At 73.0% G+C, this 23,355-nt stretch carries 23 protein-coding genes and 1 tRNA gene; 18 read left to right on the forward strand and 6 right to left on the reverse strand.

What is annotated here, in order from left to right; genetic code table 11:
• The first annotated feature begins 1 nt into the window (after window position 1).
• The 10 genes from FGE12_RS28445 (at window position 2) to FGE12_RS28490 (ending at window position 9,446) form a co-directional block, all read left to right on the forward strand.
• On the forward strand, window positions 2-1,054 hold the full coding sequence (locus tag FGE12_RS28445; protein ID WP_228531182.1) for a metallophosphoesterase family protein: 1,053 nt from the start codon (window positions 2-4) through the stop codon (window positions 1,052-1,054).
• A gap of 81 nt (window positions 1,055-1,135) precedes the next feature.
• Window positions 1,136-1,825, forward strand: a complete 690-nt coding sequence (locus FGE12_RS28450) for a response regulator (RefSeq protein WP_153869781.1) — start codon at window positions 1,136-1,138, stop codon at window positions 1,823-1,825.
• 113 nt (window positions 1,826-1,938) lie between these two features.
• Window positions 1,939-3,132, forward strand: a complete 1,194-nt coding sequence (locus FGE12_RS28455; protein ID WP_153869782.1) for a hypothetical protein — start codon at window positions 1,939-1,941, stop codon at window positions 3,130-3,132.
• Window positions 3,133-3,271: 139 nt separating this feature from the next.
• Window positions 3,272-4,303 carry a phosphate ABC transporter substrate-binding protein PstS gene (pstS, locus tag FGE12_RS28460; RefSeq protein ID WP_153869783.1) on the forward strand — a complete coding sequence of 344 codons (1,032 nt, stop codon included), beginning with the start codon at window positions 3,272-3,274 and terminating at the stop codon, window positions 4,301-4,303.
• Complete coding sequence (gene pstC, locus FGE12_RS28465; protein ID WP_228531183.1) at window positions 4,287-5,273, forward strand: phosphate ABC transporter permease subunit PstC; 987 nt, start codon at window positions 4,287-4,289, stop codon at window positions 5,271-5,273. The genes pstS and pstC overlap by 17 nt, the downstream gene beginning before the upstream one ends.
• On the forward strand, window positions 5,270-6,115 hold the full coding sequence (gene pstA, locus FGE12_RS28470) for a phosphate ABC transporter permease PstA (protein ID WP_370459186.1): 846 nt from the start codon (window positions 5,270-5,272) through the stop codon (window positions 6,113-6,115). Before pstC ends, pstA begins: the two co-directional genes overlap by 4 nt.
• Window positions 6,116-6,135: 20 nt before the next feature.
• Window positions 6,136-6,876, forward strand: coding sequence for a phosphate ABC transporter ATP-binding protein PstB (gene pstB / locus FGE12_RS28475; RefSeq protein WP_370459188.1), 741 nt, complete (start codon window positions 6,136-6,138; stop codon window positions 6,874-6,876).
• Window positions 6,877-6,892: 16 nt separating this feature from the next.
• Window positions 6,893-7,579 (forward strand): phosphate signaling complex protein PhoU, encoded by a 687-nt coding sequence (phoU, locus tag FGE12_RS28480; protein WP_153869785.1) that lies wholly within the window; start codon window positions 6,893-6,895, stop codon window positions 7,577-7,579.
• A gap of 147 nt (window positions 7,580-7,726) precedes the next feature.
• Entirely contained in the window at window positions 7,727-8,950 is a 1,224-nt protein-coding gene (locus FGE12_RS28485) for a glycosyltransferase (RefSeq protein ID WP_153869786.1), read from the forward strand.
• Between the two features lie 130 nt (window positions 8,951-9,080).
• Window positions 9,081-9,446, forward strand: coding sequence for a response regulator (locus FGE12_RS28490; RefSeq protein ID WP_228531184.1), 366 nt, complete (start codon window positions 9,081-9,083; stop codon window positions 9,444-9,446).
• A gap of 55 nt (window positions 9,447-9,501) precedes the next feature.
• Here FGE12_RS28490 and FGE12_RS28495 read toward each other — a convergent pair.
• Window positions 9,502-9,575: transfer RNA gene (locus FGE12_RS28495), tRNA-Arg, on the reverse strand.
• Between the two features lie 111 nt (window positions 9,576-9,686).
• Between FGE12_RS28495 and FGE12_RS28500 the strand changes: the two genes are divergently transcribed.
• Window positions 9,687-9,917 (forward strand): hypothetical protein, encoded by a 231-nt coding sequence (locus tag FGE12_RS28500; protein WP_153869787.1) that lies wholly within the window; start codon window positions 9,687-9,689, stop codon window positions 9,915-9,917.
• 90 nt (window positions 9,918-10,007) lie between these two features.
• Window positions 10,008-11,309: a homogentisate 1,2-dioxygenase gene (hmgA, locus tag FGE12_RS28505; protein ID WP_228531185.1), complete on the forward strand. Its 1,302-nt coding sequence runs from the start codon at window positions 10,008-10,010 to the stop codon at window positions 11,307-11,309.
• On the opposite strand, the gene FGE12_RS28510 is transcribed toward hmgA, so the two are convergent.
• Window positions 11,306-11,923 (reverse strand): transposase, encoded by a 618-nt coding sequence (locus FGE12_RS28510; RefSeq protein ID WP_153869788.1) that lies wholly within the window; start codon window positions 11,921-11,923, stop codon window positions 11,306-11,308. The genes hmgA and FGE12_RS28510 overlap by 4 nt on opposite strands.
• A gap of 231 nt (window positions 11,924-12,154) precedes the next feature.
• Between FGE12_RS28510 and FGE12_RS28515 the strand changes: the two genes are divergently transcribed.
• The 5 genes from FGE12_RS28515 to FGE12_RS28535 all read left to right on the forward strand — a co-directional run bounded on the left by FGE12_RS28515 (window position 12,155) and on the right by FGE12_RS28535 (window position 17,763).
• The gene (locus FGE12_RS28515; RefSeq protein ID WP_370459187.1) at window positions 12,155-14,263 is read left to right on the forward strand and encodes an ATP-binding protein; all 2,109 of its coding nucleotides are present in this window, start codon (window positions 12,155-12,157) and stop codon (window positions 14,261-14,263) included.
• Entirely contained in the window at window positions 14,253-15,626 is a 1,374-nt protein-coding gene (locus FGE12_RS28520; RefSeq protein WP_153869790.1) for a sigma-54 dependent transcriptional regulator, read from the forward strand. The genes FGE12_RS28515 and FGE12_RS28520 overlap by 11 nt, the downstream gene beginning before the upstream one ends.
• A 90-nt stretch (window positions 15,627-15,716) precedes the next feature.
• Window positions 15,717-16,238, forward strand: coding sequence for an OmpA family protein (locus FGE12_RS28525; protein WP_153869791.1), 522 nt, complete (start codon window positions 15,717-15,719; stop codon window positions 16,236-16,238).
• Between the two features lie 100 nt (window positions 16,239-16,338).
• Window positions 16,339-16,800: a DUF6232 family protein gene (locus FGE12_RS28530; protein WP_153869792.1), complete on the forward strand. Its 462-nt coding sequence runs from the start codon at window positions 16,339-16,341 to the stop codon at window positions 16,798-16,800.
• 141 nt (window positions 16,801-16,941) lie between these two features.
• The gene (locus FGE12_RS28535; protein ID WP_153869793.1) at window positions 16,942-17,763 is read left to right on the forward strand and encodes a DUF3014 domain-containing protein; all 822 of its coding nucleotides are present in this window, start codon (window positions 16,942-16,944) and stop codon (window positions 17,761-17,763) included.
• A 13-nt stretch (window positions 17,764-17,776) separates the two neighbouring features.
• Here FGE12_RS28535 and FGE12_RS28540 read toward each other — a convergent pair whose 3' ends face one another.
• The 4 genes from FGE12_RS28540 to FGE12_RS28555 form a co-directional block, all read right to left on the reverse strand.
• Window positions 17,777-20,170 carry an ADOP family duplicated permease gene (locus FGE12_RS28540; protein ID WP_153869794.1) on the reverse strand — a complete coding sequence of 798 codons (2,394 nt, stop codon included), beginning with the start codon at window positions 20,168-20,170 and terminating at the stop codon, window positions 17,777-17,779.
• Between the two features lie 22 nt (window positions 20,171-20,192).
• Window positions 20,193-20,858, reverse strand: coding sequence for a response regulator transcription factor (locus FGE12_RS28545; protein WP_153869795.1), 666 nt, complete (start codon window positions 20,856-20,858; stop codon window positions 20,193-20,195).
• Window positions 20,859-20,996: 138 nt separating this feature from the next.
• Window positions 20,997-21,266 carry a hypothetical protein gene (locus tag FGE12_RS28550; RefSeq protein ID WP_153869796.1) on the reverse strand — a complete coding sequence of 90 codons (270 nt, stop codon included), beginning with the start codon at window positions 21,264-21,266 and terminating at the stop codon, window positions 20,997-20,999.
• Between the two features lie 164 nt (window positions 21,267-21,430).
• A complete protein-coding gene (locus FGE12_RS28555) occupies window positions 21,431-21,769 on the reverse strand; it encodes a hypothetical protein (protein WP_153869797.1) in 339 nt (112 codons plus the stop codon).
• A 287-nt stretch (window positions 21,770-22,056) separates the two neighbouring features.
• Here FGE12_RS28555 and FGE12_RS28560 point away from each other — a divergent pair, with 287 nt between their 5' ends.
• Window positions 22,057-22,728 (forward strand): helix-turn-helix domain-containing protein, encoded by a 672-nt coding sequence (locus FGE12_RS28560; protein ID WP_194798371.1) that lies wholly within the window; start codon window positions 22,057-22,059, stop codon window positions 22,726-22,728.
• Window positions 22,729-23,355: the final 627 nt, after the last annotated feature.

A 23,355-nucleotide genomic window follows, 5' to 3' on the forward strand; every position in this document is an offset into this window, starting at 1 on the left:
CATGAGGGTCGCGGTGCTCGCCGACATCCACGGCAACCTGCCCGCCTGCGAGGCGGTGCTCGAGGACATCGCGCGCGTGGCGCCCGACTACATCGTGGCGGCGGGAGACCTCGCGCTGCGCGGCGCCCACCCCCGCGAGACGGTGGAGCTGCTCTTCGACCGCTGCGACGCCCTGCTGATGGGCAACACCGACTGCTACCTCGCGGGCAACTACCTGGGCGGCGCCTACCGCGAGCGCGACCACTGGAAGACGGAGCTCCTGCGCTGGACGCGAGACCAGCTGGGCGAGGGCCTGCTGCAGCGTCTGGGCGCCCTGCCCTTCAGCGTGCGCTACAGCCCGCGCAAGGGGCAGGACCTCTACGTCTGCCACGCGAACCCCAAGAACCTCGAGGAGTCGCTGGACCCCACGCTGGACGACCTCGCGGTGCGCCGCTTCTTCCAGCACCTGGACGCGGCCGCCTGCGCCTTCGGCCACCTGCACTTCCCCTACCGGCGGCGCGTGGGCCGGCTGCTCATCGCGGACGTGGCCAGCGCCGGCATCCCGCGCGACGGCGACCTGCGCCCCGCCTACGGCGTCTTCACCTTCACGCCCAAGGGCTGGCGCGTGCAGATCCGCCGCGTGCGCTACCCCGTGCGCAAGGCGACCCAGGCCATCACCGCGCGCCGCGTGCCGGGCGGCCCGCTGCTCATCCACAAGCTGGTGGAGGCGCGCTACCGCCACCACGCGGCCCTGATGGAGGCGGCGCGGCGGCACTCGGGCCTGCCTCCCGCGGCGCTGTCCGCGCGCGGAGGGCCGGGCATTCACGGAGCACATGGCCCGCACGGCCCGCGCGCGCCCCACGTGGCGCCGCTCGCCCCCTGCGACCTGCCGCCCGGTGAGGTGGACCCGGCGCTGCTGCACGATGGGCCGCACGACCTGAACGATCCCTTGCCGGACGCCGCCGAGGACGCGGGCGCGCACGGGGACGAGTCGGGCGCGGGCGCTTCGGGCATCGCGGACGCAGGCGGCGGCGAGCCCGGTCCCCAGGGCACCGGCACCAGCTTCGACCCGTAGCGCCCGCTCTCCCCGGAGCGCGTCACGCACTTGTTGCGGGCTCGTCACGCCAGGGCAAAGTGAGCGCGAGAGGGTGGGCGCATGGCCCACGTCCTCATCGTCGAAGACGAGCACGACCTCTCCGCGCTGCTCGACTTCAACCTGCGCAGTGCCGGCTTCTCCACCTCGGTGGCGCTGACGGGCGCGGCCGCGCTGCAGTCCGCGCGCGAGCGCCGCCCCGATCTGGTGCTCCTGGATCTGATGCTGCCGGACCTGCCCGGCACCGAGGTGTGCCGCGAGTTGCGCGCCGCGAGCGACACCCGCGACGTGCTCATCGTGATGCTCACCGCCCGCGGCGAGGAGGAGCACCGCGTGCGCGGCTTCGAGCTCGGCGCGGATGACTACGTCACCAAGCCCTTCAGCGTGCGCGAGCTGGTGCTGCGGCTGCAGGCCATCCTGCGCCGCGCGCCCTCCGGCAAGGCCGGTGCGGAGCCGCTGAGTCTCGGCCCCCTCTCCCTCGACGTGGAGGCGCACCGCTTCTACGTGGAGGGGCACGAGGTGACGCTCACCGCACTGGAGTTCCGGCTGCTCGAGCACCTGCTGCAGCGGCTCGGCCGCGTGCAGACGCGCGAGGCGCTGCTCGAGGAGGTCTGGGGACTCTCCTCGTCACTGGAGACGCGCACCATCGACACGCACGTGATGCGCCTGCGCGACAAGCTGGGGCCCGCGCGCGCCCTGCTCGAGACGGTGCGCGGCGTGGGCTACCGGCTCGTGGATCCGCGCGCTGCCTGAGCGCCTCGCCTCGCGTCACACGCCTCGTTGCAGAGATGTCACGGCCCAGCCGTGAAGCAGCCACAGGCGACCTCTAGATCGCAGTCCGCAAGTCAACCAACGGAGCCCAACCCGTGAACCGCAGCCTCGTCGCAGCCCTGCTGACCCTTGCCACCTCTCCCGCGCTCGCGCAGACCAGCGAGCCCTCCACCCCGTCCTCCGCGCAGCCCGCCGCTCCCGCGCAGGCCACGCCGCCTCCCCCCGAGGCGGGTCAGGTCACCTCCACCACGAGCCAGGCCGAGAAGAAGCCCCAGGAGGCCTCGGGCAGCTGGATCGACCGCGTGAAGCTCTCCGGTAAGAGCTACCTGCGCTACTCGTACGATCTGCGCGGTCCCACCGAGAACGCCAACTCCTTCGGCATCGACCGGCTTTACCTGCAGTCCGAGTTCCAGCTCACCAAGACCGTGCGCTTCCAGGCCACGCTCGAGGGCGGTGACCTGCGCCAGGGCGGCAACCAGTACTTCGACGTGACCACGAAGTACGCCTTCCTCGAGGTGAAGGACCTCTGGCACACGGGCAGCTTCCTGCGCGTGGGCCAGCTGCCGCTCGCGTGGATCTCCTACGAGGAGGACCTCTGGGGCTACCGCGTCACCGGTCCGGTGGCGGTGGACCGCTGGGGCTACCTCACCTCTTCGGACCTGGGCCTCGCCGTGGGCGGCACCATTCCCGGCAAGTACGGCAGCTACCAGGTCAACGTGAACAACGGCGAGGGCTGGAAGTCCGCCGAGCTCGGCAAGCGCAAGGAGCTGCAAGGGCGCCTCACCCTCAACCCGCTCGCGGGGATGGGGGGGGCGGCCGCGGGCCTCTTCGTCACCGGCTACGCCTCCACCGGCAAGTACGACGACGCCAAGGGCATCTCCAACACCAAGGAGCGCGCCATCGGGCAGGTGGGCTACCAGAGCGCGCCGCTCACGGTCGCCGCCGAGTACTTCGCCGGGCGCGACGCGAACGACAAGGTCACCCGCTTCACCGTCAACCCGGCCGAGCCCACCGTGAAGTCGCGCGGCGTGAGCGCCTTCGCGGTGCTCAACCTCGGGCTGCTCGGCGCGGGGCCCGTGGCGAACGTGGACCTGCTCGCGCGCTACGACAACATCGACCCGGACACCACCCTGGACGGGAACAACGTGAAGCTCGGCCTCGCGGGCGTCGGCTACAAGTGGAGCAAGTCCATCAAGTCGGTGGTGGAGATCGAGCGCACCACCTACGGCGCGGCCACCCTCAAGCCCAACGAGACCCGCGGCAAGCTGCTCGCCGAGGTGAAGTTCTAGTCCCGCCCCGCCGTCCCACCCCCGCGCTCCCCGGGCGGGCCAGCAGGCGCGCCCGGGGTTGTCACGCGCTTGTCACATCGCCGCAGCCGTTCCGACCCTACAAACGCACCGGCGTTCAGCCGGTGAAAGGACCTGGACCATGAAGAAGCTCCTCGCAGCAGCCCTCCTCACCGTCGCGGGCACTGCGCTCGCCGCGGACCCCGTGCTGATGACGGGCGCGGGCGCGACCTTCCCCGCGCCGCTCTATACGAAGTGGTTCAGCGAGTACAACAAGCTGCACCCGGACCAGCAGTTCAACTACCAGGCGATCGGCTCGGGCGGCGGCATCCAGCAGATCACCAAGGGCACCGTGGACTTCGGCGCCTCGGACGCGCCGATGAGCGACGAGGAGCTGCAGAAGGCTCCGGGCACCGTGAACATCCCCACCGTGCTGGGTGCGGTGGTGCTCACCTTCAATGCTCCCGTCACCGAGCTGAAGCTCACCCCCGAGGCGCTCTCCGGCCTCTTCCTGGGCAAGATCACGAAGTGGAACGACCCGGCGCTCGCCAAGGCCAACCCCGGCGTGAAGCTGCCGGACCTCGCCGTCACCATCGTGCACCGCTCGGACGGCTCGGGCACCACGGCCATCTTCACCGACTACCTCGCCAAGGTGTCGCCGGAGTGGAAGCAGCAGGTGGGCGCGGGCAAGAGCGTGAAGTGGCCCACGGGGCTGGGCGCCAAGGGCAATGACGGCGTGGCGGGCCAGGTGAAGCAGACCCCGGGCGCGCTGGGCTACGTGGAGCTCGCGTACGCGAACCAGACGAAGCAGCCCACCGCGGCGCTGCGCAACAAGGACGGGCAGTTCGTGAAGCCCAGCATCGAGAGCACCTCGGCGGCGGCCGCGGGCGTCACGGTGCCCGCGGACTTCCGCGTCTCGATCACCGATGCGTCCGGCAAGAACAGCTACCCCATCGCCTCGTTCACCTACCTGCTGGTGCCGCAGGACCAGAAGGACCCGGTGAAGGGCGCCGCGATGCTGCGCTTCATCGACTGGGCCCTCCACGACGGCCAGAAGATGGCCGGCCCGCTCGACTACGCGCCGCTGCCCGCGCCGGTGGTGGCGAAGGTCCAGGCGAAGCTGCGCACCATGACCGTCCAGGGAAAGCCGGTTCCGTTTGCTTCCAGCAAGTGACATCGCAGCCCGGCCGCAGGCGCTGAGCCGTGTCCGGCGCCGCGGCCGCTCGAACGTCGGCGACCGCGTCTGGGGGGCCCTGCTGGCCACCCTGGGCGCGGCCGTGCTCGTCATCGCCGGCCTCATCGTCTTCGTGCTGGCGGAGGCCGCCTGGCCCACGATCTCGGCCATTGGCCTCGGCGCCTTCCTCAAGGGGACCGACTGGGACCCCGTGTCCGAGGTCTTCGGCGCCCTGCCCTTCATCTACGGCACGCTGGTGACCAGCGCGATTGCGCTCGTGGTGGCGCTGCCGGTGTCCATCGGGCTCGCGCTCTTCCTCACCGAGATGGCGCCCAAGTGGCTGCGGCCCGGCGTGAACTTCGCCATCGAGACGCTCGCGAGCATCCCCAGCGTGGTGTACGGCCTGTGGGCGCTGTTCGTGCTCGTGCCCTGGCTGCGCACCACGCTCGAGCCGGCGCTCGCGAAGGCGCTGGGCTTCCTGCCGCTGTTCCAGGGCGCTCCGCTGGGCGTGGGCTACCTCGCCGCGGGCCTGGTGCTCGCGGTGATGATCCTGCCAACCATCTCGTCCATCACCGGTGAGGTGATGCGCACGGTGCCGCAGAACCTCAAGGAGGGCGCGCTCGCGCTGGGGGCGACGCGCTGGGAGGCCATCCGCCTGGCGGTGCTGCCCTACAGCCGCGCGGGCATCCTGGGCGCCACGCTGCTGGGGCTGGGGCGCGCGCTGGGCGAGACCATGGCGGTGACGATGGTGATCGGCAACTCGCCGGACATTCGCGCCTCGCTCTTCGCGCCGGGCTACTCGCTGCCCGCCGTCATCGCCAACGAGTTCGCCGAGGCGACGGCCGGGCTGCACACCGGCGCGCTCGCGGCGCTGGGGCTGGTGCTCTTCGCCCTCACCCTGCTGCTCAACACGCTCGCGCGGCTGCTCATCCGCACCGTGGGCGGGCGCGCCGTGGGAGGTGCACGGTGAGGAGCGTGCGTGCGCGGCGGGCGGTGAACGTCCTGATGACGGGGTTGTGCGGGCTCGCACTGCTGGGCGCGCTGGTGCCGCTGCTGTCCCTGCTCTGGCTGGTGGTGAGCCGGGGCGCGGCGGGACTCTCCCTCACCTTCTTCACGGCCCTGCCCACGCCGGTGGGCGAGCCGGGCGGCGGCGTGGGCAACGCGCTGCTGGGCACGCTCTACCTGGTATTGCTCGCCTGCCTCATCGGGCTGCCGCTGGGCATCGGCGCGGGCGTGTTCCTCGCGGAGCAGGGCGACGGGCGCTTCGGGCGCGCCGTGCGCTTCACCGCCGAGGTGCTCTCGGGCGTGCCCTCCATCGTGGTGGGCATCGTGGCGTACACGCTGGTGGTGGTGCCGATGAAGCACTTCTCCGCCATCGCCGGGGCGGTGGCGCTCGCGCTGCTGATGGTGCCCACGCTGGCGCGCACGACCGAGGAACTTGTGCGGCTGGTGCCCCCGTCCCTGCGCGAGGCCTCGCTCGCCCTGGGCGTGCCGCGCTGGAAGACGAGCCTGCGCATCGTGCTGCGCACCGCCATGGGCGGCATCGTGACGGCGGTGCTGCTCGCCGTGGCGCGCGCCGCCGGAGAGACCGCGCCCCTGCTCTTCACTGCCCTCAACAACCAGTACTGGAACACGCGGCCGGATCAGCCGACCGCCTCGCTCACCGTGCAGATCTTCAACTACGCGATCAGCCCCTACGAGGACTGGCACCAGAAGGCCTGGAGCGCCGCGCTCGTGCTGCTCCTGTTGGTCGGGGGCCTCAACCTCGCCGCCCGCCTCCTCACCCGCTCGCGGCTCGGGAGGGCCGGATGAGCACGAACGTGCGCAACAAGATCCAGGTCGAGCAGCTCGACGCCTGGTTCCGCCAGAGCCAGGTGCTGCGGAAGGTCTCGCTGGACGTGCCGGTCCACAGCGTGCTCGCGATCATCGGGCCCTCGGGCTGCGGCAAGTCCACCTTCCTGCGCTGCCTCAACCGCATGCACGAGCTGGTGCCCGGCGGACGCGCCGCGGGGCGCGTGCTGGTGGAGGGGCAGGACCTGTACGCGGGAGACGTGGACCCGGTGCAGCTGCGCCGCCGCGTGGGGATGGTGTTCCAGCGCCCCAACCCCTTTCCTACCATGTCCATCTTCGACAACGTGGCCTCCGGGCTGCGGCTCAACGGCATCCGCGGGCGCACCGAGGAGACCGTGGAGCGCTGCCTGCGCCAGGCGGCGCTCTGGGACGAGGTGAAGGACCGCCTCGACTCAGGCGCCATGGGGCTTTCCGGCGGCCAGCAGCAGCGCCTGTGCATCGCGCGGGCGCTCGCGGTGGAGCCCGAGGTGCTCCTGATGGACGAGCCGGCGAGCGCGTTGGATCCCATCGCCACCGCGAAGATCGAGGAGCTGATCCACGAGCTCAAGGCGACGTACACCATCGCGATCGTGACCCACAACATGCAGCAGGCCGCCCGCGTGAGCGACCGCACCGCTTTCTTCTACATGGGCGAGCTGGTGGAGTGCGGGCGCACCGAGCAGATCTTCACCAACCCGCGCGAGAGGCGCACCGAGGACTACGTCACCGGCAAGTTCGGGTAGGCGTAGGGAGACAGGCATGCCGGCGACCCACACGGACAAGGCGTTCGAGCAGGACCTGAGCGACCTGCGCGACAAGCTGCTCACCATCGGCGCGAAGGTGGAGGCGAACATCGCCGACAGCGTGCGCGCGCTCACCGAGCGCGACAGCGCGCTCGCCGAGCGCGTCACCCAGTCGGATGGCGAGGTGAACCGCCTCGAGGTGGAGATCGACGACATGTGCCGGCGCATCCTCGCGCTGCGCCAGCCGGCCGCGAGTGACCTGCGCCTGATCACCACCGCGCTGAAGATCGTGACGGACCTCGAGCGCATCGGGGACCTCGCGGTGAACATCGCCGAGCGCGCCATCGACCTGAACCAGGTGCCCCCGCTCGCGCCCTACGTGGACACGCCGAAGCTCGCGCACCTGAGCCAGGAGCAGGTGAAGAAGGCGCTGGATGCTTTCGTGTCCGCTGACGCCGCCAAGGCCGAGGAGGTGCTGCGTGGCGACAACCTGCTCGATGCGCTCTTCCTCAAGATCTTCAACGAGCTGCTCGCCTACATGATGGAGGACTCGAAGAACATCCGGCGCGCCACTGCGCTCATGTTCATCGCGAAGCACCTCGAGCGCGTGGGCGACCACGCGCTGAACGTGGCCGAGATGGTGGTGTACATGGTGCGCGGCACCGACATCCGCCACCCGCACAGCCGCAACCTCGCGCGCTAGCCCGCGCCCGCTTCACCCGCCTGTCGCAGTGAGTTTTCGCGGCCGTCTTCCGACCGCCGCGGCCCTGCCCCAGCCGCCCCGTAGCGTCTCTCCCGTGGCCGCGTGGACCTCCTCCCCGCGGCCCGCTCATCCGGGAGAACGCCGCGCATGCTCACGTCGCTCAGCCTCACCCTGCTCGCCCTCGCCGCCGTGGGACTCGTCGCGCTCGCGGTGCAGCTCGCCGTGACCCTGCTGTGCTGGCGGCGCGCGCCTGCGCAGCCGCCCCGTCCCGTGGAGGCGGTGGGCATCTCGGTGCTCAAGCCGCTGTGCGGCGTGGACGACGACCTGGAGGAGAACCTCGCCTCCTTCGCCGCGCTGGACTACCCCCACTTCGAGGTGGTGCTCGGCGTGAAGGACCGCTCGGACCCGGCCTACGCCGTGGCCCGCCGCGCGGTGGCGCGCTGGCCCACGCGCTTCCGGCTCGCGCTGCAGCACGGCGAGCCCGGATTCAACCCCAAGGTGAACCAGCTCATCACGCTCGCGGACGCGGCGCGCCACGACCTGCTGGTGGTGAGCGACTCCAACGTGCGCGTGGGGCCGAGCTACCTCTGGGAGGTGGCGCACGCCTTCGGCGACCCCGAGGTGGGCTGCCTCACGCACCCGGTGCTGGGCGTGGGCGAGCGGCGGCTGGGCTCGCTCCTGGACAACCTGCACCTCGCCTCGAGCGTGGCGCCCGGGATGCTGGCCGCGAAGGAGCTGGCGGGCCGGGACCTCGTGGTGGGCAAGTCCATGGCGCTGCGCCGCGAGGACCTGGAGCAGCTGGGCGGCTTCTTCTCGGTGAAGGACGTGCTCGCCGAGGACTACGTCATCGGTGCGTGGGTCACGCGACAGCTGGGCAAGCGGGTCGTGGTCGCCGCGAGCCCCGTCTTCAACGTGTCGCAGGACAAGAGCGTGGGCGCCTTCTTCCGGCGCTATGCGCGCTGGAGCATCATCCACCGCACCGCCGTCAGCCCCCTCACCTCGCTCGCGCAGGCGCTGCTCAACCCCGCGCCCCTCGCCCTGCTCGCGCTGCTGCTCTCCCCCTCGCCTCGCGCGGCCGCGGCGTGTGCGAGCGTCACGGCGCTCAAGCTCGCGATGGACCTGCTCCTCTTCCACGCGCTGCGCGGCGAGCGGCTGCAGCTCGCGGGGCTGCCGCGCCTCGTCGCCGCGGGGCTGCTCAAGGACGCGCTGCTCGCCGTCACCTGGACGCGGGCGCTCACGTGCCGCAGCGTGGAGTGGCGCGGCCAGAGACTGCGCGTGCTGCCGGGCTCGAGGCTCGTCGCTCCCGCGGGGCTCCCATCCGCCGCGGCGCTCCCCCTGCCCTCACCGGAGGACGAGCTCCTTGCGAGCTGAGGTGCGGAGGATGGCCCGTGGGACTGCCCTCGCTCTCCTGCTCTGCATGCGGGCGGCGCTGCGCTGCGTCGGGCGAATTCGAGGACACCTGCGGTGGGTTGTCTCTGTCACCGGAGGATTCTTGGGGCGAATGGCTTCGACGGGCAGCGCGCGCAGGGTACTGGTGGTCGACGACGACGCGGACTGGCGCGAGTTCCTGCGGCTGAGCCTCGAGGACCTGGGCTACGAGACCGTGGAGGCAGCCGACGGCGAGGCCGCCCTCTCCACGCTCGCGCAGGAGCGCTGCGGCGTGATGCTGCTGGACCTCAACATGCCCGGCATGAGCGGCACCGAGGTGGTGGAGCGGCTGCCGCACGACGCGCCGCGCATCGTCTTCCTGACCTCGGCGCCGGCCCACGAGGTGGGCACCGCCCTGCTCTCCGGACCGCACTACTACCTGCCCAAGGGCGCGAGCCGAGAGGAGCTGAGCCTCATCCTCCAGTCGCTCGACGCCTGAAAGGGAAGAGGCCGAAACCCTCTGGATTTCTCCAGGAGTTCCGGCCTCTTGGGTGTGCGGAGTACAGGAGTCGAACCTGTGGCCTCTTCCTTCGGAGGGAAGCGCTCTATCCAGCTGAGCTAACCCCGCGGCTGCGTCGCGGGGACAAGTAGCCGACTTCCCCCCTCTGACGCAAGCACGCGTTCCGGGCCCCCCACAGCGGCGCTTTCCCTTGGACAGGCGGGGCCTTAGAAGAAGGGTGTGCCCGATCCCAGCGATCCCCAGGTGAAGGAGGCCCTCGAGCGCGCGAGCGACGCGCTGGGGCTGCCTGCGTACTACCGCTCCTGCGTGCGTCCCCTGCTGCGCAACCCCGAGGGCCGCTGGCCCCGCTGCTGCGGCGGCGGCTGCGAGCCCTGCGCCGAGACGCTCATCCAGGTGGCGCTCGAGGTGCTCAAGGAGCTGGGCACGCCACGCACCGCGCCGGTGGACTAGCGCGCGATTTTGCACGTCCTGGGGCCGCGCGAGCAGGCATACAGTGGCCCGGCGGCGCACCTGCGGGGCGCGACACTTCGAGGAGGGCAGATGACGACGAGCGGCTACATGTCCGGGTTTGGAAACGAGCACGCCACGGAGGCCGTGCCGGGTGCGCTGCCCGAGGGGCGCAACTCGCCCCAGCGCGTGCCGTACGGGCTGTACGCCGAGCAGCTCTCGGGCACGGCCTTCACCGCGCCGCGGCGCGAGAACCGCCGCAGCTGGCTGTACCGGCTGCGCCCCACGGCGAACCACCCGCCCTACCGCCCGCACGCGGAGCGGCTGCTGCGCAGCGGCCCCTTCGAGGAGGTGCCCGCCACGCCCAACCGCCTGCGCTGGAGCCCCCTGCCCCGCCCCACCGAGCCCACGGACTTCGTGGAGGGGCTCGTCACCATGGGCGGCAACGGCTCGGCGGCGCACGGCGCGGGCATCGGCATCCACCAGTACCTGGCCAACCGCTCCATGGTGGACGCGGTGTTCTACGACGCGGACGGCGAGCTGCTGCTCGTGCCGCAGCAGGGCCGGCTGCGGCTGGTGACGGAGCTGGGCGTGCTCGCGCTCTCACCGGGTGAGGTGGGCGTGGTGCCGCGCGGCGTGCGCTTCCGCGCGGAGCTGCCGGACGGCAGCGCCTCCGGCTACGTCTGCGAGAACTACGGCGCGCTGTTCCGGCTGCCGGACCTGGGGCCCATCGGCTCCAACGGCCTCGCCAACCCGCGCGACTTCCTCACCCCGGTGGCGGCCTACGAGGACGTGGATCGGCCCACGCGCGTCATCCAGAAGTTCCAGGGCAAGCTGTGGTCCACGGAGCTGGATCACTCGCCCCTGGACGTGGTGGCCTGGCACGGCAACCTCGCGCCGTACAAGTACGACCTGGCGCGCTTCAACACCATCGGCACGGTGAGCTTCGATCACCCGGATCCGTCCATCTTCACGGTGCTCACCTCGCCGAGCGACACGCCGGGAACCGCGAACTGCGACTTCGTCATCTTCCCGCCGCGCTGGATGGTGGGCGAGGACACCTTCCGCCCGCCCTGGTTCCACCGCAACGTGATGAACGAGTTCATGGGCCTGGTGAAGGGCGCCTACGACGCGAAGGCCGCGGGCTTCTCGCCGGGCGCGGCGTCCCTGCACAACTGCATGAGCGGCCACGGCCCGGACCGCGAGACCTACGAGCGCGCGGTGTCGGTGGAGCTCAAGCCGCACAAGATCACCGACACGCTCGCCTTCATGTTCGAGAGCCGCTGGGTCATCGCCCCCACGCGCTTCGCCATGGAGACGCCCGCGATGCAGCTCGACTACGACGACTGCTGGTCGAGCTTCGAGAAGGCGAAGCTGCCCGGCGCGAAGTCCTAGGCGCCCGCAGGGCTGCGCAGCGCCTCGGAAGGGGCGCTGCGGCCCGGCAGGAAGCACCCGCGGGCCCCGAGGCGGCGCTGCAGCTCCTCGAGCAGGCCCCGCGCCTCCCAGCGCCGCCACGTCGCGTACACGGTCCTCCAGGGCGGAAGGTCGTGCGGCAGCATCCGCCAGCTGCAGCCCGAGCGCGCCATGTACGAGAGCGCGTCGAGCACGGCGCGGGCGCCGTACTCGGGAGGCCTCCCCGCCCCGCGCCGCTGCTCGAAGAGCGGGCTCACCCGCGCCCACTGTGCGTCCGTCAGGTCCGAGGGGTACGCGCCCCCCGCGCCCGGCCGCCCCTGCTGCGTGCGCGAGCGCTGCGCCCCGGCATCGCGAGGCCCCCGCGGGCCGCGCAGGCGCGCGAGCCCCAGCTCCCGCAGGTAGCGGTACGCGGTGACGCGGCTCACCGTGCGCCCGTCGAGCTCCTCGCGCAGCAGCTCGAGAATGCGCACCCGTGGCAGCCCGGGGTGCAGCAGCACCAGCTCGACGAGGCGCTGCCGCTCCCGGGCGTCGAGCTTCTTGAGCGGCCCGCCGGGAGCGGGACGGGGGGCGGCGGGCGAGGGCAGCGGGGCGGTCATGGCGGCGGAGCCCGCTGTTGCAGCTTCGGTACCGGCCCGCGTGCCCTCTCCCTCGCCCTGCGCGGCGAGCGGAGACCCCGCCGGGGAGTGCAAGGCACGCTGCGGGGGTATTGCAGAATGCAACGCCTCGACGTGGCGTTGTGCGACGACGGCCCGCGCGTGCCGCACTGCGCGACCCGCCCGCGGCTGGCACCCCGCTTGCGTTGTCCTCCCACTCCCCCTGGACCCACCGTGTTCGACCGCCGCCTGCTCCCTCCCCTGCTGCTCTTGCTGGCCTTGGCGGGCGTGACCGCGGGCGCCATCGGGTTCATCCAGCACGACCGCGAGGCGCTGGTGCTCGAGTTCGAGCGGGACCGGCAGGCGCAGCTCGCGGAGGCCAGCCGCGAGGTGTCCTCCGCGCTCGAGGACATCGCGGACGGCCTGCGCTTCGCGGGCGAGCTGATGGGGCAGCCCGGCACCGCGGAGGATCACCGCCGCGAGCTGCGCGCGCTCCTCGAGGCCGTGGGTCAGTTCCGGGTCGTGGCGGTGTACGGCGCCCGGGGCGAGGAGCAGCTCACGCTGGTGGACCGCCGCGCGAGCCGTGAGCCCGGGATGAACCTGCAGCCGCAGGCACTGGCCGCCACCGCGCGCGAGGCGCTCGCGCGACCGCCCGGCCAGTTCGTCATCTCGCCGCCGCTGGGCGAGGGAACGTCGCGCTGGATGCGCGTGCTCGCGGTCTCCTTCGCGGAGGAGTCGCCCGGGGTGAGCGGGGCCGTGGCCATCCTCGTGGACACCGAGCCGCTCTTCGCGCCGCTGCGCCTGGTGACGAACGACGGGGACACGCGCCTGCTGCTGCTCGGGGCCCACGGCTTTCCTGCGCCACTGAGCGACCCCACCCTGGCCCGGCTGCACGCGCAGCTGGGCGGCACGAGCAGTGGGCAGCTGCCGGGGCTGCACGCGCTGGATGCGCGCCTGCGGGCGCGCGAGTCCGGCGTGCTGCGCATCGAGGAGGCGGAGGCGGTGCGCCTGGGGCTGGGGCCGGCGGACGTGGCGGTGGCGTACATGCCCATCCGCATGGGCGGCGAGCCCTCCTGGTCCGTGGCCACGCTCTCGTCCACGCGCACGCTGCGCAGCCACGAGCGCACGCTGGTGCTGCGCCTCACGCTCGCGGCGCTGCTGGTGGCGCTCTTCCTCGTGACCTTCGGGACCTACGTGGTGCTCGCGAGCCGCCGCGCGGTGCAGCTGCGCGAGAGCCGCCGCCACGCGGACCGGCTCGCCCACCTGCACGAGAAGACGCAGAAGATCCTCGACCACATCCCCGCAGGCGTGCTCGCGCTCGGCGAGGACGGCCGGCTCAGCTCGGTGAACCGGGCCCTGCGCGAGCACCTGCCCCCGCACGCGCTGGGCCTCTCCCTGGAGGAGGCCTTCTCCCACGCCGCTCCCGCGGTGCTGCAGCGGCTGCAGGCGCTCGTGCGCGCGGCGAGCGCGGACGGCCACGTGCACAGCCTCCACGGCGAGGCCCTGCGCCTCTTCCGGGAGGAGGGCCACTACAACGTGCACGCCGTCCCCCTGGAGCGCGGCGATGCGGACGTGCACATGCTCCTCGTCTTCGAGGACCTGAGCAGCGTGCGCATGCTGGAGGACCAGCTGCTGCGCGCCGAGAAGCTCGCCACCGTGGGCGTGCTCGCCGCGGGCGTGGCGCACGAGATCGGCACGCCGCTGGGCATCATCCGGGGGCGCGCGGAGTACATGCGCAAGAAGGCGCCGGAGGCGAGCTCCCAGAGCCGAGGGCTCACGGCCATCATCGAGCAGATCGACCGCGTGGGCCGCACCATCCGCCAGCTGCTCGACTTCTCGCGCCTGCAGCCCGCGCAGGCCGGCCCGGTCGCACTCGCACCGGTGATGCACGGTGTCGCGGAGCTGCTGCAGGTGGAGGCCGACCGGCGCAAGGTGAGCCTGCAGGTGGAGCTGGCCGGGGAGCTGCCCGCGCTCGCCGCGGTCTCGGATCAGCTGCAGCAGGTGCTGCTCAACCTGACCATGAATGCGTGCGACGCCTGTGAGCCCGGAGGCCACGTGCGGCTGAGCGCGAGGTCCGCGGGCGCGATGGTGGAGCTGCAGGTGCAGGACGACGGCTGCGGCATCTCGCCCGAGCACCTGAACCAGGTCTTCGACCCCTTCTTCAGCACCAAGAAGCGAGGCCGCGGCACGGGCCTGGGGCTGACCGTGGTGGCGCAGATCGTCCGCAACCACGGGGGCCGCATCGAGCTGGACAGCGCGCCGGGCGAGGGCACCCGCATCACCGTGTGCTGGCCCGCGGCCGCGCCCGCCGAACCTCACGAGGAGCAACGCCATGCCGTCTAGCCCGCGGGTCCTGGTGGTCGATGACCACGTCGAGATGGGCCACATGCTCGAGGAACCGCTCCTGGAGGAGGGCTACCGGGTGGACATCGCCGCCGGCGGCGCGGAGGCCATCGCCCGGCTGCGTGCGAACAGCTACGACCTGGTGCTGTGCGACCTGCGGATGAAGGAGGTCGACGGAATGGACGTGCTCGCCGCGGCGCTCAAGGTGGACCCCGAGCTCCCGGTGTTGCTGATGACGGCCTTCGGCGGCGTGGAGAGCGCCGTCGAGGCGATGCGGCGCGGCGCGTACCACTACCTCACCAAGCCCTTCCTCCTGGACGAGGTGATGCTCCACGTGGGCCGCGCGCTGGAGCAGCGCCGCCTGCGCCTCGAGCACCGCAACCTCCAGCGCCAGGTGGGTGACCGCAGCGGGCTGGGGGCGCTGGTAGGGCGCAGCGCCGCGATGCAGGCGCTCTACGGCCTCATCGAGCGCGTGGCGCCCTCGGACGTGGCGGTGCTGCTGCGCGCGGAGAGCGGCACGGGCAAGGAGCTGGTCGCTCGCGCGCTGCACGCGGAGGGCCCGCGCAAGAGCGGGCCCTTCGTGCCGGTGAACTGCACGGCGCTGCCGGCGGCCCTCCTCGAGAGCGAGCTGTTCGGCCACGTGAAGGGCTCGTTCACCGGCGCGAGCGGGCCGCGCCGCGGGCTCTTCGTCGAGGCCGACGGAGGCACCCTCTTCCTCGATGAGATCGGCGACATGCCCGCCGAGCTGCAGGCGAAGCTGCTGCGCGTGCTGGAGGACGGGGAGGTGCGCGCGGTGGGCGCGGATGCGCCGCGCAAGGTGGACGTGCGCATCGTGGCGGCGACCCACCAGGACCTCGAGGCGCGGGTGAAGGAGGGGCGCTTCCGCGGCGACCTCTTCTACCGCCTCAACGTGGTGGCCCTGCGCATCCCGCCCCTGCGCGAGCGGCGCGAGGACGTCCCGCTGCTGGTGGAGCACTTCCTCGCCCAGGCCCGCTCGCGCAACCCGCACTCGCCCGTCACCCAGTTCGCCCCCGAGGTCGTCGCCGAGCTCGCGCGCCATCCCCTGCCCGGCAACGTGCGCGAGCTGGAGAACCTGGTGCAGCGGCTCGTGGTGCTCGGCACCCAGCCCACCGTGGGGCTCGAGGTGCTGCGCGAGCACGGCGTGGTGAGCACGCCCGGCGGGCATGCGCTCTTCAACGCCCAGGACCGCGTGGCGCCGCTGCGCGAGATGGAGAGCGAGTACATCGCGTGGGTCATCGCCCGCTGCGGTGGCAACAAGACGCGCGCCGCGGAGCTGCTGGGCATCGACGTCTCCACCATCCACCGGCGCGGCAAGGGAGAGAGCGGCACTTCGCAACGCTGAGCCGTTGCGTCCTGCGGCACTGGCGGCGCACCCCCGAGCCGCTCGCCGGGTGCCGGACGTGGGGCACGGGCCTTGCTGATGGGCTCGGCCATGAACCGACTCCTCCCCGCCCTCGTCCTCGCCCTCAGCCTCGCGGGCTGCGCTGCCCGCACGCGCAACACCGCCGACACCTCTTCCGCAGCCACGCCGCCCGCGAGCCCTCCCTCCGCGCAGGCGCCCGCGCCGCGCGCGCAGGAGGACTCCGAGGCGGACGCGCAGCGGCAGCTGGCCGCGCTCGAGACCGCGCCCGTCCACTTCACGCTCGACTCCTCCACCCTCACACCCGAGTCGCAGGAGGCGCTCGTGCGGCTCGCCGAGGCACTGCGCCAGCGCCCGCGCGCGCGCGTGCAGGTGTCGGGGCACACCTGCGAGCTGGGCACCACCGAGTACAACCTCGCCCTGGGGCGCCGGCGCGCGGCCGTGGTGGAGGGCTACCTGGTGCGCCTCGGCGTGGAGCCGCAGCGCATCTCCACGCTCTCCTACGGTGAGGAGCGCCCGCTGGACGACCGCGAGAGCGAGGACGCGCGCGCGCGCAATCGCCGCGCCGAGTTCTCGTTCCGGCTCGACAGCTGAGGCGCGCGAGCGCCGCGGCTGCGTGCGGGTGCGCTCTGCGCGGCGGCCTTTCCACCTGCGCCGCCGCGTGCGGCGCAGCTCCCCTTCTTCCGGAGCTCCGATGTTCGAGCCCTTCCCGCTGCGCGACCCCGTCCCCGCGTCCCACCCGCTCGCTGCCTTCGACGAGGAGGGCATCGGCGTCTTCTCCACCCACCTCGCCATCGGCGCGCGGCGCTGGGAGCTGAGCGACGTGACGCGCGCCGAGGTGCTGCGCGAGGGACCGCAGTGGCGCCCCTATGTCGCGACGCTGCTGGCGGGGGTCCTGCTCGGGCTCCTGTTCCTCGTGTCGGCGCTCGGGCGCGCCTCGCCGGAGGGCACGCTGCACGCCGTCGGGCTCTTCGTCGCCGCGGGCCTCATCTTCGGCTCGCTCTCTCGGCTCCTGCTGCTCACCGACACCACCTGGCTCGTGCTGCACACGCCGCGAGGCAGTGAGCGCGTGTACCGCACCGCGGACCACGCGCTCGTGGTGTACGTCGCCACCGTCCTCTCGGATGCGCTGCGCGCCGCCTCGCGCGGCCCCTGAAGCGCCGTGGCGAATCGCATCGCGCGGGCGTTGCGCGTTGCGAGGCCATCGAAGCGCGCGTCCTTCCTCCCAGAGGGGACCCGCGCTGGCCCGGCGCTTGCGATGCCCTCCCCTACCGTCCCTCCCTCCCCTGGAGTCCCGATGAACACCGAGCTGCCCACGCCCCCTCCCGAGTCCCCCGCCCCCCTCTTCTCCTACGACGCCCGCCCGAAGCGCGGCCGCGTGCTCGCTGCGCTGCTCGCGGGGGTGCTTCTCGCCGGCGCGGGAGTCACGTGGCTCGCGCTGCGCTCCGAGGCGCCCGCGCCTGCGGCCGCGGAGGCTCCCGCGGCCACGCCCGCCACCGCTGCGCCCGCGCTCGCGTCGCTCGAAGGGACGGACCCGCGGGTGCGCGAGCTGCTGCGCGGCCTCTCGGGCGACGTGGAGTTCCTGCGCTGGCTGGCCGCCGATGATCTCGTGCGCCGCCTCGTCTCGTCAGCGCACGCCGTGGCGGAGGGGCAGCTGCCGCGTGCTCAGCTCTCCCTGCTCGGCCCCAGCGCGGCCTTCCGGGTGACTTCGCGCGCAGGCCAGACCACGATCGCGCCGCAGAGCTACGCCCGCTACGACGGCGTGGCGAGGGCCTTCGCCTCCATCGACGCGCAGGCCGCAGGCCGCGTGTACGGGGAGCTCAGGCCGCTGCTCCTCGCGGCGCACGCCGAGCTGGCGCCTCCGGGTCGGAGCCTGGACCAGACGCTCTCGCAGGCGATCGGCCACCTCACGCGCGTGAGCGCACCCGCGGGGGCGCTGCGGGTGGTGCCCAAGGGGGCGCTCTACGCGTACGCCGACCCGCAGCTCGAGGCGCTCAGCCCCGCGCAGAAGGCGCTGCTGCGCATGGGCCCGGACAACATGCGCCGCGTCCAGGAGAAGCTGCGGCAGCTGGAGAGCGCCCTGCAGCTCGAGGCGTCCGCCCGCGCCGCGCAGCCCTGAGGCGGAGGCTCCGTCAGGGGCGGCGCAGCGCCTCGGCCGGATCGATGCGGCCCGCGCGCGCCGCGGCCCCTGCTGCCGCGAGCGCCGCGGCGGCCGTGAGCGCGAGCGGCAGCAGGGCAAAGGTGAGCGGGTCCACCCGCTGCACGCCGAAGAGCAGCCCCTCCAGCAGGCGCGAGAGGCCCACGCCGGCCGCGAGCCCCAGCACGCAGCCCGCGCCCACGCGCAGCAGCGTCTCGCGGGTGACGAGCCCGATGAGCCCCGCGGGGCTCGCTCCGAGCGCGAGTCGCACGCCGAGCTCGCGCCTGCGCTGCGCGACCCCGTACGCCGTGACGCCGTAGATGCCGGCGAGCGCGAGCAGCGCGGCGACCAGCGCCATCGCCCCCAACAGCTCGCGGCTGAAGCGGCGCAGCGCGAGCGAGGCGTCCACGCGCTCGCCCATCTCCTGCGGGTGCACCAGGGGCAGCTCGCGGTCCAGCGCCGCCACGTCCGCGCGCACCACCGGCAGCAGCGCCCCGGCGCGCACCTTGCCGCGCACCACCAGCGTCAGGTTGGGCCAGCCCACCGCGCCGACGGGACGCCAGGCCTCTGGACGAGGCTCCGCGTCCAGCCCGGTGTGGCGCACGTCTCCCACCACGCCCACCACCTCGCTCGGCGTCTCCTCACCCCACACGAGGATGCGCTGGCCCAGCGCGTTTCCCGCGGGAAAGGCGCGGCGCGCGGCCGTCTCGTTGAGGATGACGGCGGGCGGGGCGTCGGAGTCTGCATCGCGCGCGGTGAAGGTGCGGCCCGTGCGCAGCGGGATGCGCAGCGCCTCGAAGTAGCCCTCGGTGGCGAGGCGCAAATCGAGCGGGAAGGCCTCGGCTTCGCGGCCCGGGATGGTGAGGTCGCCCACCGTGTTGCTCGGCGAAAGCGGCAGGCGGGACACGAGCCCGGCCGCGTCCACCGTCGGCTCCGCCTGCAGGCGGCGCAAGAGCTCCCCCATCGCCCGGCGCTGCGCGGCGGCGTCCGGGTAGCGGGCCTTGGGCAGGGGCAGGTCCACCGCGAGCACGCCCTCCGCGCGAAAGCCCGGGTCCACCGCGGTGAGCCGAGCGAAGCTGCGCACCAGCAGGCCCGCACCGAGCAGGAGCACGAGCGAGAGCGCGACCTCGAAGACGAGCAGCGCGGAGCGCAGCCGCGACTGCCGGCGCCCACCTCCCCCACCGCGCCCGCCCTCCTTCAGGGCCTCGCCCGCGCGCACCGGCTGCAGCGCGGCGATGAGCCCGAGGCTCGCCGCGCAGGCGAGCGCGAGCGCGAGGGCCAGCAGCACCACGCGAGAGGAGAGCTCGGGCGCGGGGAGGCTCGCTGCCTGCGGGCTCGCCGCCACGAGCAGCGGCGCGGCCCACGAGGTGAGCAGCGGCCCGAGCGCCGCGGCGGCCACCGAGAGGACCAGCGCCTCGGCGAAGAAGCTGCGCCAGAGCGCGCCGCGCGTGGCCCCGAGCGCCACCCGCACGGCCACCTCGTGTGCGCGGCCCACGGCGCGCGCGAGCGACAGGTGCGCGACGTTGGCCCAGCCCACCAGCAAGAGCAGCGCTGCCACCCCCAGCAGGCCCAGCAGCTGCGGGCGCAGCTTGCCGTAGAGCTGCTCGCGCAGCGGGAGGAGCGTCGCCCCCACGTCCCGCTCCTCCTGCGGGGCCTGCTCGCCGAGGCGCTTCTGCACCACCTGCAGCGCCGCCTGCGCCTGCGAGAGCGAGACGCCGGGCCGCAGCCGCGCGAGCACCGTGAGGTAGTGGCGCGAGCGATCGTGCTCCGGGTCGATGGGATAGGTGGGGTGCTCCGGGACGCGGGTGCGCGCGCAGACCCAGAGCTCGGCCGTCGCCGGGTAGCGGAAGCGCGCGGGCATCACGCCCACCACCTCCACCGGCTCGCCGTCGAGCGACACCGTGCGCCCCACCACGTCCGGCGCGCCTCCGAAGCGCGAGCGCCAGAGGGCCTCGGAGAGCACCGCGGTGCGCGGCCCCGCGGCACCGGGCTGCGGCACGCGGCCGAGCAGGGGCGCCGTGCCCAGCAGCGCGAAGAAGTCCGCGCTGACGATGGCGCCCTCGAGCCGCTCCGGCTGCTCCGCGCCCGCGAGGTTGAAGCCGCGTGCGCTGACGGCTGCGAAGCGCTCGAAGGCCTCGCGCTCCTGCGCCCAGGCGAGGAAGTCCGCGCCCGTGACGGTGAGGTTCGTGCCGCCCGCGCGCAGGTTCGTCTGCCAGGCGTTGACGAGGCGCTCGGGCGCGGCGAAGGGCAAGGGCCGCAGCAGCACCGCGTCCACCACCTCCGCGACGGTGAGCGCCGCGCCGAGGCCGAGCGCGAGCACCCCGGTGGCGAGCAGCGCGAAGAGCGGGGCGCGCCGGAGCTGGCGCGCGGCGAGCGAGAGCGAGGTCATTCCCCGCACCCTACCCCCATCCTCAGGCCACGGCCTGCAGGCCGAGCGCGCGCCCCTTGAGGGCCAGCTCGGTGCGGTTCTCCACGCCCAGCTTCCGGTACAGCGCCGTCATGTGGGACTTCACCGTGAGCTCGCTGATGCCGAGGTGCGCCGCGACCTTGAGGTTGTCCATGCCCGCGGAGACGCAGCGCAGCACCTGCCACTCGCGCGGGGTGAGCTCCGGGCGGCGCATGCCCTCGGCTCGCTGCTGCGCCTCCTGCGCGCGCAGCTGCCCGAGCCCTCCGTCCTGCAGCTGCTGCTCTCCGCGCGCCGCGGCCTCCACGGCCTGCAGCAGCTCGGTGGCCCCCAGGTCCTGCATGCGCAGCGCCGCCACCGCGCCCAGGCTGCGCGCCTCGGCGCCGAGCGCGTCACCGCCGCGGGTCAGCAGCACCACGACGTGGACGTGGAACCAGAAGCCCTTGAGCTCGCACAGCAGCTGGCGCGCGTCGGGGTCGAGCCCGGGGAACTCGCTGGACGGGTCCAGCAGGACGACCGCGGCGTCGAAGGGGCTCGCGTCCAGATGGGCGAAGAGCTCCTGCGCCGAGGTCGCCTCCGCCACCTCGAGGCCCGCTTCGCGCAGGGTGCGCGCCACCAGCTCGCGCAGCAGGCGCCGGGGCTCCAGCACCACCACCCTCCGTGTCTCCTCCATCCCCGCCTCCCACACGCCGCGTGCGGCAGAGGGATAAACACGGCTCGCGAGACGGCGAGGGGGCGCGACCCGCGTCTGCCTGCTGCTGGACAGCTGACTCGCTCCGCTCGCGCATCCCGCGGGACTGCGGCTCGGCGATCAGGCCGCGGCGGGCGACGCCTCGACGCGCTTCACGTAGAGCGTCCGCAGGTCCGCATCGATGGTGAAGAGCGCGCGCGCCGTGCTCACGTGGGCCGCGAAGCAGGCGTCCGGCTCGCTGTAGAGGTTGCGCAGCTCGCTGGGGCGCCGGAAGGCCGCCAGGGTCGCCACGTTCTCGAGGTGCAGGCGCACCTCCTGCTGTAGCTGCGCCGGCAGGGCGCGCAGTCCGCGCAGGGCGGCGGGAGGGAAGTAGATCCGGTAGGGGTTCACGCGCGCCTGGGCTGGAGGTTCGAAGGGTGCAGCACGTGCGCTCTGCAATGCCCTACCGGATGCACCCCAACCAGAGCGCGCACCGCCGCGGCGCATCCCGCCGGTCCGGCGCGTGACACTGACCGCGCGGGACGTGGTGAAGCCGACGGTTGCGGGGCCGGGAGCTACGGACCGGCCCCCTCGTCCTGGGTGAGTCCCCAGACCGCCGAGAGCACCTCGCCCATCCGGACCGGCGTTCGCAGCACCGTGCACCGCGGCAGGCCCGGGGGCGGCATCGAAGACGAGAGCAGCAGCGTGGGGAAGTCCGCGAGTTGCTCCTGGTCCTCGAGCAACTTCAGCAGCGCCGGCGCCGGCATGCTCGAGAGCGCCGCCCCGAGCACGAGCACACACGGACGGGACTCGAGCTGGGACAGCTGCCAGAGCGCCTCGCGCCCCGTCCCCGCCACCAGGACGTGGAAGCCCGCGAGCGCGAGCGTCTCCGCGATGGCACCCCGCAGTGCCACGTCCCCCTCTGCCACCAGGACTTTCCTTTTGTGCGCCAAGCGACCGCTGAAGTCGCACATTTCCACCATGGATGAAAAGCCGGGCGCCGCCTTCGGACGGTTTCGAGACGGCCCGGGCACCCGGTCCGTTGGATTCTGCTCAGCCGCAAGGTTCACTGGGCGATGGGCGGGCCCCCGGACCCAGGGCTGCGCGGCCCCTTTCTGTCGGCTGTCGGGTCCGTGTCGTCTCGATCTGCGCCGACTTGGCGCATAGTGCAGGCAACGGAGCAGGCGCTCCGGAGGCCTGCATGCCTGACAAGCTCACCCCCCTCGCCGAAGTCATCCTCTCGCGCCGCCAGCAGCTGGGCTGGTCCCAGGAGCAGCTCGCGCTCGTGGCGGGAGTGAGCGTGAGGACCGTGCAGCGCATCGAGGCGGGAGGCCTCGCGGCGGTAGAGACGGTGCGCAGCCTGGCGGCGGCGCTGGACCTGGACCCGGGGCACCTGCTCGCGCTGCGCCAGCCGCGCGCGGCCGTGGACCCGGCGCCGGACGTGCCCCGGATGCTTCCGCCGCTGAGCCTCGGCAGCCAGGTGACGGCGCTCATCGACGGGGCGCGGGCGCACCGCTTCACCTTCGAGGACCCGACCAACGCCGAGGTCTCGCAGCTGCTCTCGGACTTCGGGCAGAACCTGAAGGAGCACATCGAGGTCTGGGACGTGCTCGAGCCGCAGCACCGCGTGGAGGCGGTGGAGCTGTTCGGAGGCTTCCTGCGCCAGCTTCGCAAGTGGGGCTGGAGCGCCTTCGGCTCGGCGACGGACGAGCTGTACGGCGGGCCGCAGGGTGCGCTGCTCAAGGTCGTCAACGTGCGAGTGCTCCCCCTCACCTCCCCCGAGCTCTCGTGGGACGTGGAGGCGCTCGCGAAGCTGCGCGAGCTGCTCGCGGGCGTGGGCGAGGCGCCGCGCGCGAAGGCCTTCGTGAACTGAGCGGAAGCGGCGCTCCCGGAAGCACGGCGTGCAGCCGGGCGAGGATGCACGAGCCGGGGATCGAACCCGCCGAGGGCAGGAAAAACCCCCAAGCAGGACGCGCACTTACCAGCCCTACCCTCGTCTTTCCGGAGACTTGGCCTCCGGCTCGTGCCGTCCCGTACCGCCTCGTGGCGCCCTGTGCCCCGCTGTCGGGGCACATACGGGGCACATGGAGAGGCCGGTCCACCTCTCGCACGCGCGGGGCCGCGCCTGCCCAAGGGTGGGACGCGAACGTTGTGCTACGGCGTCTCGGAGTGCGCCTTCGCGTGCCGGCCCCGCGGTTGCGTCAGGAGCACCTCCGTTTCTGCCGGCGGCATCCACGGTTCGTTCCGACCCCCTGCGTGCGTGCGGGGCTATTGGCAGCAGGGAAAGGTGCAGTCCTCCGGGTTCGTGGAGGTGCACTCCGGCCGGTCGCAGATGCCGCAGCGCGCGGGTGCGGTGCAGGTGAGTCTATCGCCCTAAGCCCCCGGACATAGATAATGTCCACCCCCAGCATGGACTCGCTGCGGGTGGACAGGGCAGAGCGGGAGCGGCTGCGAAGCATTGGCCACTCCGCGGACGTGGATGCGGCCGAGCGCGACCGGG

The organism is Aggregicoccus sp. 17bor-14, assembly GCF_009659535.1.
Classification (GTDB): domain Bacteria; phylum Myxococcota; class Myxococcia; order Myxococcales; family Myxococcaceae; genus Aggregicoccus.

Bases quoted from the DNA above. Each gene is read 5' to 3' on its own strand.
- FGE12_RS28445 (WP_228531182.1), top strand. From the start codon at position 2: ATGAGGGTCGCGGTGCTCGCCGACATCCACGGCAACCTGCCCGCCTGC.
- FGE12_RS28450 (WP_153869781.1), top strand. From the start codon at position 1,136: ATGGCCCACGTCCTCATCGTCGAAGACGAGCACGACCTCTCCGCGCTG.
- pstS (WP_153869783.1), top strand. From the start codon at position 3,272: ATGAAGAAGCTCCTCGCAGCAGCCCTCCTCACCGTCGCGGGCACTGCG.
- phoU (WP_153869785.1), top strand. From the start codon at position 6,893: ATGCCGGCGACCCACACGGACAAGGCGTTCGAGCAGGACCTGAGCGAC.
- FGE12_RS28485 (WP_153869786.1), top strand. From the start codon at position 7,727: ATGCTCACGTCGCTCAGCCTCACCCTGCTCGCCCTCGCCGCCGTGGGA.
- FGE12_RS28490 (WP_228531184.1), top strand. From the start codon at position 9,081: ATGGCTTCGACGGGCAGCGCGCGCAGGGTACTGGTGGTCGACGACGAC.
- hmgA (WP_228531185.1), top strand. From the start codon at position 10,008: ATGACGACGAGCGGCTACATGTCCGGGTTTGGAAACGAGCACGCCACG.
- FGE12_RS28510 (WP_153869788.1), bottom strand. From the start codon at position 11,923: ATGACCGCCCCGCTGCCCTCGCCCGCCGCCCCCCGTCCCGCTCCCGGC.
- FGE12_RS28520 (WP_153869790.1), top strand. From the start codon at position 14,253: ATGCCGTCTAGCCCGCGGGTCCTGGTGGTCGATGACCACGTCGAGATG.
- FGE12_RS28525 (WP_153869791.1), top strand. From the start codon at position 15,717: ATGAACCGACTCCTCCCCGCCCTCGTCCTCGCCCTCAGCCTCGCGGGC.
- FGE12_RS28530 (WP_153869792.1), top strand. From the start codon at position 16,339: ATGTTCGAGCCCTTCCCGCTGCGCGACCCCGTCCCCGCGTCCCACCCG.
- FGE12_RS28535 (WP_153869793.1), top strand. From the start codon at position 16,942: ATGAACACCGAGCTGCCCACGCCCCCTCCCGAGTCCCCCGCCCCCCTC.
- FGE12_RS28540 (WP_153869794.1), bottom strand. From the start codon at position 20,170: ATGACCTCGCTCTCGCTCGCCGCGCGCCAGCTCCGGCGCGCCCCGCTC.
- FGE12_RS28545 (WP_153869795.1), bottom strand. From the start codon at position 20,858: ATGGAGGAGACACGGAGGGTGGTGGTGCTGGAGCCCCGGCGCCTGCTG.
- FGE12_RS28560 (WP_194798371.1), top strand. From the start codon at position 22,057: ATGCCTGACAAGCTCACCCCCCTCGCCGAAGTCATCCTCTCGCGCCGC.